Source organism: Subdoligranulum sp. APC924/74 (genome assembly GCF_003324125.1).
GTDB classification, from domain to species: Bacteria; Bacillota; Clostridia; order Oscillospirales; family Ruminococcaceae; genus Gemmiger; species Gemmiger qucibialis.
Genome location: NZ_PSQF01000079.1, coordinates 1 through 12,839 on the forward strand (window position 1 = coordinate 1; position 12,839 = coordinate 12,839).

The following is a 12,839-nucleotide window of genomic DNA, read 5'->3' on the forward strand; positions in this document are numbered from 1 at the left end:
TATTATCTGCGCTTTTGGCTTAGCATCTGCCGCACCTCGCTCGCCGTATCGGCACTTAGAATTATGCGGTATTGCCCTAAATAAAAAGTAAACTCTCATTATCCCCTGTGCCCACCTCCGGACACAGGGAATTTTGGGATTAAGGAGCCAGAAATTATGATCCAGATCCAACACCTGACAAAGCGGTTTGCCGCGGCGGGCGCAACGGTGGTTGCCCTGAACGACATCAACCTGGAAATTCAGGACGGCGATATTTACGGTATTATCGGCATGTCCGGCGCAGGCAAGTCCACGCTGGTGCGGTGCATCAATATGCTGGAACGCCCGGACGAGGGCAAGGTGATCGTGAACGGCCGCGAAATGATGCAGCTGAGCCCCGCAGAGCTGCGCGATGCCCGGCGGGAGATCACGATGATCTTCCAGCAATTCAACCTGCTGATGCAGCGCACCTGCCTGAAGAACATCTGCTTCCCCATGGAGCTGGCCGGTGTGCCCAAAGATAAAGCCACAGCCCGCGCCAGGGAGCTGCTGGAGCTGGTTGGCCTGCCGGACAAGGCGGACGCTTACCCGGCGCAGCTTTCCGGCGGGCAAAAGCAGCGCATTGCCATTGCGCGTGCCCTGGCCACCAACCCCAAGGTGTTACTGTGTGACGAAGCCACCAGTGCCCTGGACCCCAACACCACCCACGCCATTTTGCAGCTGATTCAGAAGATCAACCGCGAAATGGGCATTACGGTGGTTATCATTACCCACCAGATGAGCGTGGTGGAGGATGTTTGCAGCCATGTTGCCATTTTGGATAACGGCACCGTGGTAGAGCAGGGCAGCGTGCGGGATATCTTCTCGAACCCGCATTCCGACGCTGCCAAGCGGCTGGTGTTCCCGGCGGGCACGCCGGAGCGCGAGCTGCTGCCCGGCCGCAAAATGGTGCGTGTTGCCTTTAACGGCACCCAGACGACCGATAAGCCGCTGGTGGCCAGCCTTGCCATTGAGTGCGGGGCGCTGGTTTCGATTGTGGCAGCGGACACCCGCGTGGTAAACGGCCAGACGCTGGGCAGCATGCTGCTGGCCCTGCCGGAAGGCGAAGGCGCTGCCAAGGCGCTGGATTACATCAAGAATTATCCCGGCATTACCTACGAGGAGGTGGGCAGCAATGGCTGAATTTTTTGCATCGAAGGACTGGCAGACTTTTTTGGATGTTCTGCCTTCCATCCCGGCAGAAACCTGGGATACTTTTTACTCTACCGTGGTGTCCACCCTGTTTGCACTGGTCATCGGCCTGCCGCTTGGTGTGTTGCTGGTAACGGGTGAGCCCGGTGGTGTGCGTCCGCTGCCCCGCTGGGTCATGCGGTTGCTGAACGGCGTAATCAACCTGCTGCGCAGTGTGCCGTTCTTGATCTTGATGATCATTGTCATTCCGCTGTCCCGCTTGATCGTGGGCACTTCTATTGGCACGGTGGCATCCATTGTGCCGCTGGTCATTGCATCCTTCCCGTTTGTGTCCCGTCTGGTGGAAACCAGCATCCGTGAGGTGGATTCCGGCGTGGTGGAAGCAGCCCAGAGCATGGGGGCAACCCCGCTGCAGATCATCACCAAGGTGCTGATCCCAGAAAGCATGCCCAGCCTGATTGCCAACGCAACCATTGCTGCCACAACCATTCTGGGCTATGGCGCTATGGCAGGTGTGATCGGCGGCGGCGGCCTGGGCAAGGTTGCCATCAACTATGGCTACTACCGCTATAACCTGGTGCTGGAAATTTTTGCAACTGCGCTGCTGGTTGTGCTGGTGCAGGTGCTGCAAAGCATTGGCACCCGCCTGGCCACCAGGTGCGACAAGCGCGTGCAGAAAACCAAAGGCTAAAATAAAACGATAAAAAGCGAAACGGCTGGCCGTGCAGACAAAATCACCTGCACGGCCAGCCGCTTTTTGTGTGCTTTTGGGCTTATTGGCATCGCTTTTGCTTATTCAAAATTTGTTCACCAAATCTTACCAAATCGTTCAGAACTCTTTAACGAGGTTTCCATAATCTGCCCGTATAATAACAGTGTACTCGAAAGAGAGAAACAAAAACGTAAACGACGTTTTAAAACATCCACTGCGTCCTTCGCCATGCCAGACGCCCGCAGCAATCGCAGCGGCCGCCGGCGAAGGCCAGACAACCAACAATGCCGGGCAACCGGCTTTACATACATTTCTCCTCCTTCTCCTTCCTTTCCAATTTGTTACGAAAAAAAACATGCGCCCTTTGCAGCGGCCAAGGCTTCGCAGCCTGCCCAACGCAAAGGGCGCATCGTTTATTATTTCAGAATATACTTTATCATCACAGACTGGCAATATCCGCCAACAGGGCGTCTACGTCCTCGTCACGGGTGGCCCAGCTGGTGCAGAACCGCACGGCAGTGTGCTCGGCGTCCGGCTTGGCGGTCAGGGTCATGGCGTACTTTTCGCTCAGGGCATTGTACCAGCTGTTGGGCAGGATGGGGAACTGCTGGTTGGTGGGGGAATCAAACAGCATGGCGCATCCCTTTGCTTCAAACGCAGCGCGGATGCGCATGGCCTGGCGGTCCGCCTTAGCGGCCATAGTGTAATAGGGGCTGGAACCGGTGCCGTCCTCGCCGTTCAGCAGGGCAAGGAATTGCAGCCCCAGCAGGCGGCCCTTGGCCAGCATGGCGCCGTGCTGCTTGATGGCGTAGCGGAAATCCTGGTCCAGATCGGGGTTATTGATGACAACAGCTTCGCCAAACAGCGCACCGCACTTGGTTCCACCCAGGTAGAACACATCGCACAGGTTGGCATAATCCTGCAGGTTCAGATCATTGGCTTCGCTGGCAAGGCCGTAAGCCATGCGGGCACCATCCACAAACAGGTACAGGCCGCAGTCATAGCAGGTGGCGGAAAGGTCGGTCAGCTCCTCCTTGGTGTACAGGGTGCCGTCCTCAGTGGGGTTGGAGATATACACCATGCCGGGCTGGGCAATGTGCTCGTGGCTGGCATCGGCCCAGTGAGCATCATAAGCATCCCTCACCTGCTGGGCGGTAATTTTGCCCTGCACGCTGGGCAGGGCAAGGCACTTGTGGCCGGTGGCTTCCACCGCGCCGGTTTCATGTACATTGATATGCCCGCTGTCGGCACACAGCACGCCCTGCCAGGGTTTTAACAGGGCATCCACCACGGTAAAGTTGGCCTGGGTGGCACCCACAAAAAAGTGGACTCCGGCATCCGGGGCATCGCACAGCTTACGGATCAGGCCGCGGGCCTGATCGCAGTAATCGTCCATGCCGTAACCGGGGGTCTGTTCCAGATTGGTCTTTTGCAGCAGGTCCAGCACCGGCTGGGCGGCACCCTCGCCATAATCACATTCAAAGCGGATCATAAGATCGCTCCTTTCCGTTTTAACCGTTCGCTGCGGGCAGAGTACCCGACAGCATACTTATCCATTATAAAGTCTGTACCGTTTTTTGTAAAGGCAATACCGCATCATTCTAAGTGCCGATACGGCGAGCGAGGTGCGGCAGATGCTAAGCCAAAAGCGCAGATAATACTGGATGTCTTATCGAGCATTTTGGCAACGCAGATGCCGTGCCGCAGCTGCCGGAGCGGTGCTTAAGCCGCAAGGCGGGAATTGTGCGGTGTTGCCTAAAGAAAGCACTGTGCAGAAAAGCCGCAGCAGCGGCGTACAGGGAGCAAAACAAAAAATCCGGACGCTTTTTGGCAAGCGCCCGGATTTTCAACAAGTTCAGCGGTTATCGTGGATAACTTTGCCCTTTTGCACCACGGCAAGGATGTTCAGGTCATCATCGGCCAGAACCACGTTGCCATAGCGCCCGGCGGCCAAAGAGCCATAATCAGCATCAACGCCAATGCTCCGGGCCGGGTTTTCGGTCGCGGCGCGCACCGCGCTTTCCAGCGGAACGCCCATCTCGCACACAGCACGGCGCATGCAGTCATACAGGCAGGTAGCGCTGCCGGCGATGGTATCGGGGTGTTCGGTCAGGGTGGCGCGGGGGCCGCGCACCGTAACGGCCTGGCCGCCCAGGCTATAAGCGCCGTCCGGCAGCCCGCAGGCCATCATGCTGTCCGCAATCAGGATCACATGGTCATCCCCGAAGGTGTTAAAGGTAAAGCGCACCACAGCGGGGTGAATGTGAACATTATCGGTGATCAGCTCCACATCGGCACCGTCTTCCAGCGCGGCAATAATGGGGCCGGGGGCGCGGTGGGTGATGCCGGGCATGGCGTTATACAGGTGGGTCATGTGGCTGGCACCGGCGGCAAACGCAGCCTTGGCGGTATCATAATCCGTGCAGGTGTGGGCAATCGAGATGCACACCTCGTTGTGGCAGTCACGGATAAAATCCAGATTGCCGGGTTCTTCCGGGGCAACGTCCACCAGCTTGATCAACCCGCCGCTGCGTGCCTGCAGCCGGCGGAACATGGCGGCATCGGCCCCCTGCACATACTTGGGGTTCTGTGCGCCGATCTTTTTGGGGCTGATGTAAGGGCCTTCCATGTTGATGCCGACCAAGTCAGCACCCTGACCGTTCTTGTGGGCGGCGGCCACATCCATAATGCCGTTCAAAATCTCCTCGCTGAACGTCATGGTGGCGGGGCAGATGGCCAACACGCCTTTGCTGGCCTCAAAATCGGCAATGGCCTGCAAGCCGGCTTCATCGGCATCGCAGAAATCATGCCCGACAGCACCGTGGAAATGAATATCCACCAAACCGGGCAGAGCATAGGCACCGTTGGCATCCAGAACTTCCTCGCCCTCCAGCGGGGGCGCACCAAAGGCAATGCGGCCATCCCGGATGGTCAGATCCCCTGTTTTGAAGGTATGTTCCGGCGTATAAATTTTTGCATTTTTGATAATCATTGAGAAATTTCCTCTTATCAGTTATGCAGTAAGGGCTTGAGCGATACGCTTAGTCCAGCTTGGAAGCAGCTTCGGCATCCAGCACCAGGGTGAAATCCGGGTGCATCTGCAGGATGGAAGCGGGAACTTCCGGCGTGACGGGGCCGAAGAAAGCTTTCTTAATGATGTCAGCCTTGCCAACGCCGTTGGCAACCATCAGAACCTTGCGGGCCTGCATGATGGTTTTGATGCCCATGGTGTAGGCTTCTTTCGGGACCAGATCTTCGTTGTTGTCAAAGAAGCGCTTGTTGGCCTCAATGGTCTCTTTGGTCAGGTGGACACAGTGGGTGCCAAGCTCAAAAGCGGCACCCGGCTCGTTAAAGCCAATGTGGCCATCGTGGCCAATGCCCAGCAGCTGCAGATCCACGCCGCCCAGATGCTGGATGATTTCATCATAGTGGGAGCACTCGGCAGCAGCATCCATGTTGGTGCCGGCAGGCATATGGATGGCTTCGGGGCGGATGTTGACCAGGTCAAACAGGTTACGGTGCATGAAGGACCAGTAGCTTTCGGGATGCTCGCGGGGCAGACCGCGGTATTCGTCCAGGTTGACGGTGTTTACTTCCGCAAAATCAAGGTCGCCCTTGTTGTACCATTCAACCAGCTGTTTGTAGGTGCCAACGGGGGTGCCGCCGGTTGCCAGGCCCAGCACGCAGTTGGGCTTCATGATGACCTGTGCCGAGATGATATTGGCCGCTTTGCGGGACATATCATAATAATCTTTTGCACGAATAATTTTCATGGGGAACATCTCCTTATTCTTTTTTTGTGCGCGGACAGCCATTACCTATAGTATAGCACAAACACCACAAAGAAACTAGAGATTGTAGAAAAAAGAGAGAAAAAACAAAGAAATATTTTAGGAAAATATAACAAAAAATCCTGGCTCCGGAAGCCGGAACCAGGATGGGGAACGCTGCCTTACAGCAGCTTTTGCAGTTCTTCGTAAACAAAGCGGACCTGCGTGCCAAGAATGACCTGGCAGGCCGTGGGGGTGGAGCGGATCACACCGGAAGCTCCGGCGGATTTGAGTGCCTTTTCGTCCACCTTAGCACCGTCTTTCAGCTGGAAGCGCAGCCGTGTGGCGCAGCAGCTGGCTTTTTGCACATTGGCCTTACCGCCCAGCGCAGCCAGAATGTTGGCGGCAATGCCGGCATGGTCAAGGTCGGCTTTTACCACACCCTCGTTTTCCGCCTCTTTCTTTTTTTGCAGCGCGGCCTTGCTGGTGGAGCGCGCCACAAAGAAGCAGATAACCGCGGCCACAGCCAGCAGCACGGGGATCACGATCCAAACCTTGGGGGCGGCGGGGGCAAGGGCAACGCCGCCGGCAATCACGGCGGCGCACAAAATCAGGGCCAGCACCAAAAAAGCAGGCGACCGGCAGATGCGTTGGAATGAGTTCATGTTACAAAGTACCTCCTTGGGTAGTGTATTTTTGCCGCTGCGGCAAACCCGCAGGAGGCATTTATAGTTCTGATTTTAACATAATCAAGCAAGAAAAGAAAGAGTTAAACGCCAGCTTTTGCCCACCAAAACAAAAAAGCCGCAGGCAGGGCCATGGCGGCCAGCCTGCGGCGTGGAACAAAGGAACCAGAACCCTTGCCCTTGCTGTTACTTAAATTACAGCATCTTCTTCAGTTCATCGAACACGAACTGAACCTGAGGCCCGATGACAACCTGGCAGGAAGTCTTGGACGGGCGGATGACACCGGCAGCACCGGCAGCCTTGACAGCCTTTTCATTCACAGCGGAAGAATCTTTCACTTCAAGGCGCAGGCGGGTTGCGCAGTAGTCAGCACCGGTAATGTTCTCCTTGCCGCCGACAGCAGCCAGAACACCGGTAGCAATCGCAGTGTAGTTGTTGTTGGAAAGCTTGATGTTCTTTTCGCTTTCTTCCACATCGTCGTCCTCACGGCCGGGGGTCTTGAGGTCAAACTTGGTGATAGCGAAGTAGAAGACAAAGTAGAACACAAGAAAAGCGGCAATGCCCAGAGGAATGATCATCCAAGTCTTGGCAGCTGCGGGCAGGGAAGCGGAGAAAACCAGGTCCGTTGCGCCTGCGGAGAAGCAGAAGCCAGCGCGGAAACCGGAGTAGTAGGTGATGATGGTGAAAATGCCGTACAGAGCAGCATAAACAACATACAGGGGGAAGCACAGGAACATGAAGCCGAACTCAAACGGCTCGGTAACGCCGCAGACGAAAGCGCAGATAGCGGCGGAAACAACCAGACCGATAGCAGCCTTCTTGTTCTTTGCGGTGCGGACCATAGCCAGTGCAGCGCCGGGGATACCGAACATCATGCAGGGGAAGAAGCCGGACATGTACATGCCAAGGTCCCAGCCCACGTCAGCACTGGTCTCGCCAGCCCAGAAGTGTTTCAGGTCGCCCAGGCCGATGGTGTCAAACCAGAACACGTTGTTCAAAGCGTGGTGCAGGCCGGTGGGGATGAGCAGACGGTTCAGGAAAGCATAGATACCTGCGCCGATGCCGCTCAAGCCGGCAATGCCGTTGCCCAGAGCAACCAGAATGCCGAAGATAACGGGCCAGACGAACAGCAGGATAACAGAAGTCACGATGGAAACCAAAGCGGTCATGATAGCAACGCTGCGCTTGCCGCTGAAGAATGCCAGCCAGTCAGGCAGCTTGGTGCTCTTGAACTTGTTGTAGCAGGTGGCGCCGATGACAGCAGCCAGGATGCCGATGAAGGAGTTGCCGGCGATCTTGCTGAAAGCAATGTAATCAACGGTGCCTTCTTCCAGGGTGGAACCAACAGCAGCGCGGATGGTGCCCACAACACCGGGGCTGAGCAGCTGCTGCATCATCAAAAAGCTGACCAGACCAGCCAGACCAGCGGTGCCGTCATGGTCGTCTGCCAGGCCGACAGCTGCGCCGATGGCGAACAGCCAAGCCATGTTATCGATCAGAGCGCCGCCAGCCTTGACCAGCAGGAAGCCGACCGTGTAAGCAGCACCGGTAGTAGGACCTTCAGCACCCATAACGGCGGGAGCCAGAGCGTAGCCAATACCCATCAGAATACCACAGACGGGCAGCGCGGCAACGGGCAGCATCAACGCCTTGCCGAGCTTTTGCAGCCATTTCATCATAAGATACATTCCTCCTAATACGGACGTATTTTGCCGGGGTGAAGCTAATGCCCCCGGTGGGGATTGCAAAACCGCTCTGGTTAGCAAAATTCCCGTTCATGCAGTGGTAAATAGGAACATTGTTTGCGGTGTAACAATCTGTTAAATCTATTTTAACATATTTTCAATAAATTGCAAATGTATTTTGTCAAAATAGCACAATGCCGAAAAAACAAAGGTGACTTTGGTTATATTGCTAAAAATATAACGCATTTTGACCGAAACTTGAAAGAAAGACAGGTGCCCCGGCGCTTTAACGAAACAAAGAGATAGATAAAGATAACATAAAGTGAGCGTTTTTTGCTAAAATATTGCAACAAAAATACATTTGAAAAAACTGTACAAAAACGCATTTCTGTAATAGTTAGCAGCTGAAACGGGCAGCTGCTGGTGCAGGGCAAAAAACGTGCGGTGCGGCTGGCGGGCGGGGCGGAAAATGTGATGTCTGCCATGGTAAAACTTTTGTGCAGCAGGTACGGGCAAATCAAGAAAAAAGGAAATAAAAAATCCTGGGACGCCGTAAAAACGGCACCCCAGGCAAACGGAGTTGAAAATGGCAAAATCAGTTGTTGGCGCTGAACAGCTGGGGCGCAGCCTTGTACAGCAGCACCACGGCAATGGTGGTCATAATACCTTCCGGCAGCATGTAGGAGCCGTTGTAAGTCAGGCTGTAGATCCACGCGGGCAGACCATCGCTCAGGTTGCCCCAGATCAGCACGCCGGACAAAAAGCTGCACAGGAAACGCAGCACGCACACGGCGGCGGAGCCCACGGCCACGCCGACCAGCTTGTTTTTGAACGGCTTGGCAAACACGCAGGCAAGCCCCAGAAAGGAGAAGGCCAGCACATAATCCAGCAGGATCATGCCCACCAAAGGCAGCAGGCCGGGCGCCGGGGGCGCATAAAAGCCCAGCAGCATCTGCAGCAGGCTGTTCACAAAGCCGGTGAACAGGCCCCACTTGACCCCGTGGCGGAAGGATACCAGAATGAACGGCACCATGCTGAACAGCGTGATGGAGCCGCCGTTGGGCAGCTCATAGATTTTGATGTTGGCCAGGATGGTGCCCAGCGCAATCATCAGGGCGCATTCTACCATAATGCGCGTTTTGGTGTAAGAGGATGACATATACATACCACTCCTGAAAAATAGTACATAAAAACAAGAAAAGCGCCCGCAGGTACAGCGGGCGCCAAAAGCGTTGTGAGCAGTATATAACCACAGCAAAACTTCCTACGCCGGCATTACCCGGATCAGGTATAGGGTGCTCAAAACACAGTTGCTTTGATCTCAGCCGGAGATGCCCTCCAGCGCCCCTGTTCTTATGTCCGGTTCCCAGTATAGCAGGAAATGCCGATTTGTCAAGGCGGAAAACTACTCGATCTGCCAAATTCCGCCGCTTAACGGTGCAAGGTCCAGCGCCAGCCATCCGTTGGCAATGGGGCGGGGAGCATTATCCACCCAGCCCGCGGCAAACAGCGGCAGGGCACAGCTGCCCCAGCCCGGCTTTAGCCCAAACCCCTGTACAGCCTGTGTGCCGGTGTTCAGGGCGCACAAAAGTGTTTCACAGCCGGCCTGCAACGTAAAGCCCAGCACGCCGGTGCTTGCATCCTGCGCGGTCCAGGCAAAGCTTTGGGGCGCATACAGCGCCGGGTGTGCCAGGCAGAAAGCATTCAGCGCCTTACTGTAATCAGCCAGGGCGCGGTGCCCGGCGTCCGCCAGCATAGCCCAGTTCGGCTCCCGGCCATCGGTAAAGGCATCCGGCTGGCCGAACTCCACCCCCGCAAACAGCAGGCTTTTGCCGGGGCGGGCGGCCTGTAATAACAGCAGCAGCCGCATCTGGGCCAGCTTTTCTTCTACATTGCCATACAGGCGGGTGAAAATGCTGGCGGGGTGGTTTTCATCGTGGCTCAGCGCGTTGATGCCCTGCACCGTGCCAAAGGGGCCAAAGCTGCCGCACAACTGCCGGAACAGAGCGCTGCGCCCGCCGAACGGCGCGGCAAAATAGGCCAGCGTATCCTGTGTCCAGCCGATCTCCCACACATAGTCAAAGCCCAGCCCGCCGCTGGCGGTATCGGAGGTGGCGTTCATGGAACCGGCGCTGTCCTCTGCCACCAGCATGCAGCCGGGGAACCGCGCGTGCAGCCCGGCTGTCAGCGTTTTGAAAAACTCTGCTGCCTGCCAGCCGTTGGGGCAGTGGTACAGCGCGTTGCCGATGGCATCCACCCGCAGGCCGTCGCACCGGCACACCTGCAGCCAGAACGCCGCCGAACTGAGCAGAAAGCTGCGCACCGGCGGGCTGGCCAGATCAAAGTTCAGGCTGCCCCAGTCGCTGGGGCCGGATTCAAATAAAGGCGCACCGTCAAAACAGGCCAGGCGGTCGGCATCCGGCGCAAAATGGACCGGCACAAAATCCATCAGCACGGCAATGCCTGCGGCGTGCAGGGCATCCACCAGCGCGGCAAAGCCTGCAAACCCGCCAATGCGCTGGGTGGGGGCAAAATACCCGCACCCCTGGTAGCCCCAGCTGCCGTCAAACGGGTATTCTGCCAGCGGCAAAAACTCCACATGGGTGTAGTGGTGCTCCACAAGATAGGGTACCAGACTTTTTGCCAGCTCCGGCCCGGTGTAATAGCGGCCGTCCCAATGGCGGTGCCAGCTGGCGGCGTGCAGTTCGTAAATCAGAACGGGAGCATCCCGGCGGGCACCGCGCAGCAAGGGAGCGGCGAACGGGTAATTCGGCTCCGCCAGGCGGGAAGCCGTGCCGGGCAGAGCTTCAAACGCAAAGGCAAACGGGTCTGCCCGCAGCTGCCAGCTGCCGTCCGGCCCCTGAATGTTATACTTGTACAGCTGCCCAAGCTGCGCCTGGGGCACCCGCCCGCGCCACAGGCCGTCCTCACAAAAGGTGAGCTCGGCGGCGGAATAGAGATCCCAGCCGTTCCAGTCACCCAGCAGCTGCACGCGGCGGGCGTGCGGCGCCCACAGGGTAAACAGCCAGCCGCGCCCCGGCCCCGCCGGGTGGGAACCCAGCAGGCGGTAAGCGTCAAAGCTGATGCCGCAGAAAAACTCTTCCACATCCGGCCGCATCGCTCTGCCCCCTTACCCTGCAAAATTGAACGTGTGTTAAATAAACTTATTATAACATAGGCACGGCCCTTGCGCAAACAGGGGGCGGCCCGTATAATAAAATGGTGTGTCTGAAACGTCGAAAATATCGTCTATTTCTACAAATATGGCGGGATTTTGTGTTAAGGCAGTACCGCATAATTCCCGCCTTACGGCTTAAGCACCGCTCCGGCGGCTGCGGAACGGCATCTGCGTTGCCAAAATGCTCGATAATACATCCAGTATTATCTGCGCTTTTGGCTTAGCATCTGCCGCACCTCGCTCGCCGTATCGGCACTTAGAATTATGCGGTATTGCCTTAAAAGGTCTTGAAATCCACAAAGGATTCCTGCGGCTCTTTGCCTTACATCCTGCTTGTGTTTGCGAAATATCCGTCATTTTCTTTGTTTTCAGATACACCAGATACACCTTAGAAAAATTATGAGATAAAAGTTGCGATAAATAGGGGAAAACAAGATGCAGAAAAAAGTATCAGCCGCCGTGCGTGCATTTGGCCGCGCCCACAAAGCCGGGCTGGCCCTGCTGGGCGGCGGGGCGGCGGCGCTGGGTGTGTTCTGGGCCGCACGCCGCAGTGCCGCGGCCATGCAGTGGTGGGTGGAGTATGTTTCCATGCCGGTCAAGCGGTTTGCTTCTGCGCTGGTGGAGCCGCTACCCTTCAGCTTTTGTGAGCTGGCTGCCACGGCGGCCATTCTGATCTGCCTGGTTCGGCTGGTGCAGCGCATTGTGCGGGCTATGCACCGCAAACAGGCAGGCTTTGCCGCCTGGGTGCTGCATGTGGGCACCGCGGCGGTGTGGATCTATGCCGGGGTGTGCGCTTTGTGGGGCACCCAGTATTATGCACCCAGCTTTGCCGCGCAGGCCAACATGCAGGCCCCGGCCCTGAGCGTGGAACAGCTGGCCGCCACCACCGTGTGGTTTGCCGAGCAGGTGAACGCCGCCGCTGATACCGTCCCACGGGACGAAACCGGTCTGTTCGCCGTGAGCAAGGAGAAAATTTTGCTGAACACCGGCCATGTGTATGACGGCATTGTGGCGGAATATCCCTTTTTGGCCGGGCCGCACCGCAGCCCCAAACCGGCGTTTTATTCCAAGCTGATGAGCGCGGCAGGCTTTACCGGCTACCTGTGCCCCCTGTTTGGCGAGAGCACCCTGAATGTGGACTGCCCGGCGGTGTTTTTGCCCGCCACCATTGCGCACGAGTTCAGCCACCAGCGCGGCGTGGCGGCCGAGCAGGAAGCAAACTTTGTGGCGATCCGGGCTTCCACCACCTGTGGTGATGCGGCATATGAATATTCCGGCTGGCTGATGGGCTACCTGTACCTTTCCAACGCCTGGTACAGCGCTGACCCGCAGGCCGCCAGCGAAAATTACCGCACCCTGTGCGATGCTGCCCGCACCGACCTGGCCGACAACAACGCCTATTGGGCCAAGTGGGAAGGCCCGGTCAAAGAGGCAGGCAGCACGGTGTATACCGGTTTCCTGCGCGGGTATGACCAGACCCTGGGCATGAAAAGCTATGGGGCCTGCGTGGATTTGTTGGTGGAGTATTATTATCCAATGGCGCAGGGGGAATAAGTTTATAGGCAATACCGCATAATTCTAAGTGCCGATACGGCGAGCGAGGTGCGGCAGATGCCAAGCCAAAAGCGCAGATAATA

Annotated in this window: 10 protein-coding genes and 1 riboswitch; of the genes, 3 read left to right on the forward strand and 7 right to left on the reverse strand. The window is 56.9% G+C overall.

Going from position 1 to position 12,839, the window contains the following annotated elements; translation table 11 throughout:
* The first annotated feature begins 156 nt into the window (after window positions 1–156).
* Together C4885_RS13025 and C4885_RS13030 are read left to right on the forward strand one after the other, a co-directional pair.
* Window positions 157–1,161: a methionine ABC transporter ATP-binding protein gene (locus tag C4885_RS13025; protein ID WP_114000755.1), complete on the forward strand. Its 1,005-nt coding sequence runs from the start codon at window positions 157–159 to the stop codon at window positions 1,159–1,161.
* Window positions 1,154–1,861, forward strand: a complete 708-nt coding sequence (locus C4885_RS13030; RefSeq protein ID WP_114000756.1) for a methionine ABC transporter permease — start codon at window positions 1,154–1,156, stop codon at window positions 1,859–1,861. The genes C4885_RS13025 and C4885_RS13030 overlap by 8 nt, the downstream gene beginning before the upstream one ends.
* Window positions 1,862–2,321: 460 nt before the next feature.
* Here C4885_RS13030 and C4885_RS13035 read toward each other — a convergent pair whose 3' ends face one another.
* The 7 genes from C4885_RS13035 to C4885_RS13070 form a co-directional block, all read right to left on the reverse strand.
* A complete protein-coding gene (locus tag C4885_RS13035) occupies window positions 2,322–3,374 on the reverse strand; it encodes a low specificity L-threonine aldolase (protein WP_114000757.1) in 1,053 nt (350 codons plus the stop codon).
* 363 nt (window positions 3,375–3,737) lie between these two features.
* Entirely contained in the window at window positions 3,738–4,874 is a 1,137-nt protein-coding gene (gene nagA, locus C4885_RS13040) for an N-acetylglucosamine-6-phosphate deacetylase (RefSeq protein WP_114000758.1), read from the reverse strand.
* Between the two features lie 49 nt (window positions 4,875–4,923).
* The gene (gene nagB / locus C4885_RS13045; protein ID WP_114000759.1) at window positions 4,924–5,655 is read right to left on the reverse strand and encodes a glucosamine-6-phosphate deaminase; all 732 of its coding nucleotides are present in this window, start codon (window positions 5,653–5,655) and stop codon (window positions 4,924–4,926) included.
* 179 nt (window positions 5,656–5,834) lie between these two features.
* The gene (locus tag C4885_RS13050; RefSeq protein WP_114000760.1) at window positions 5,835–6,317 is read right to left on the reverse strand and encodes a PTS transporter subunit EIIB; all 483 of its coding nucleotides are present in this window, start codon (window positions 6,315–6,317) and stop codon (window positions 5,835–5,837) included.
* 216 nt (window positions 6,318–6,533) lie between these two features.
* Window positions 6,534–8,018 carry a PTS transporter subunit EIIC gene (locus C4885_RS13055; protein ID WP_114000761.1) on the reverse strand — a complete coding sequence of 495 codons (1,485 nt, stop codon included), beginning with the start codon at window positions 8,016–8,018 and terminating at the stop codon, window positions 6,534–6,536.
* A gap of 601 nt (window positions 8,019–8,619) precedes the next feature.
* Complete coding sequence (gene thiT, locus C4885_RS13065; protein ID WP_114000763.1) at window positions 8,620–9,183, reverse strand: energy-coupled thiamine transporter ThiT; 564 nt, start codon at window positions 9,181–9,183, stop codon at window positions 8,620–8,622.
* 85 nt (window positions 9,184–9,268) lie between these two features.
* Window positions 9,269–9,383: riboswitch (TPP riboswitch) on the reverse strand.
* Window positions 9,384–9,429: 46 nt separating this feature from the next.
* Window positions 9,430–11,142 carry a 1,4-alpha-glucan branching enzyme gene (locus C4885_RS13070; RefSeq protein ID WP_114000764.1) on the reverse strand — a complete coding sequence of 571 codons (1,713 nt, stop codon included), beginning with the start codon at window positions 11,140–11,142 and terminating at the stop codon, window positions 9,430–9,432.
* A gap of 495 nt (window positions 11,143–11,637) precedes the next feature.
* On the opposite strand from C4885_RS13070, the gene C4885_RS13075 reads away from it, so the two are divergent.
* Window positions 11,638–12,756 carry a DUF3810 domain-containing protein gene (locus C4885_RS13075; protein WP_114000765.1) on the forward strand — a complete coding sequence of 373 codons (1,119 nt, stop codon included), beginning with the start codon at window positions 11,638–11,640 and terminating at the stop codon, window positions 12,754–12,756.
* The last annotated feature ends 83 nt before the right edge of the window (window positions 12,757–12,839 follow it).

Excerpts from the sequence above, each read along its gene's own strand:
- C4885_RS13025 (WP_114000755.1), top strand. The coding sequence starts at position 157 with ATGATCCAGATCCAACACCTGACAAAGCGGTTTGCCGCGGCGGGCGCA.
- C4885_RS13030 (WP_114000756.1), top strand. The coding sequence starts at position 1,154 with ATGGCTGAATTTTTTGCATCGAAGGACTGGCAGACTTTTTTGGATGTT.
- C4885_RS13035 (WP_114000757.1), bottom strand. The coding sequence starts at position 3,374 with ATGATCCGCTTTGAATGTGATTATGGCGAGGGTGCCGCCCAGCCGGTG.
- nagA (WP_114000758.1), bottom strand. The coding sequence starts at position 4,874 with ATGATTATCAAAAATGCAAAAATTTATACGCCGGAACATACCTTCAAA.
- nagB (WP_114000759.1), bottom strand. The coding sequence starts at position 5,655 with ATGAAAATTATTCGTGCAAAAGATTATTATGATATGTCCCGCAAAGCG.
- C4885_RS13050 (WP_114000760.1), bottom strand. The coding sequence starts at position 6,317 with ATGAACTCATTCCAACGCATCTGCCGGTCGCCTGCTTTTTTGGTGCTG.
- C4885_RS13055 (WP_114000761.1), bottom strand. The coding sequence starts at position 8,018 with ATGATGAAATGGCTGCAAAAGCTCGGCAAGGCGTTGATGCTGCCCGTT.
- thiT (WP_114000763.1), bottom strand. The coding sequence starts at position 9,183 with ATGTCATCCTCTTACACCAAAACGCGCATTATGGTAGAATGCGCCCTG.
- C4885_RS13070 (WP_114000764.1), bottom strand. The coding sequence starts at position 11,142 with ATGCGGCCGGATGTGGAAGAGTTTTTCTGCGGCATCAGCTTTGACGCT.
- C4885_RS13075 (WP_114000765.1), top strand. The coding sequence starts at position 11,638 with ATGCAGAAAAAAGTATCAGCCGCCGTGCGTGCATTTGGCCGCGCCCAC.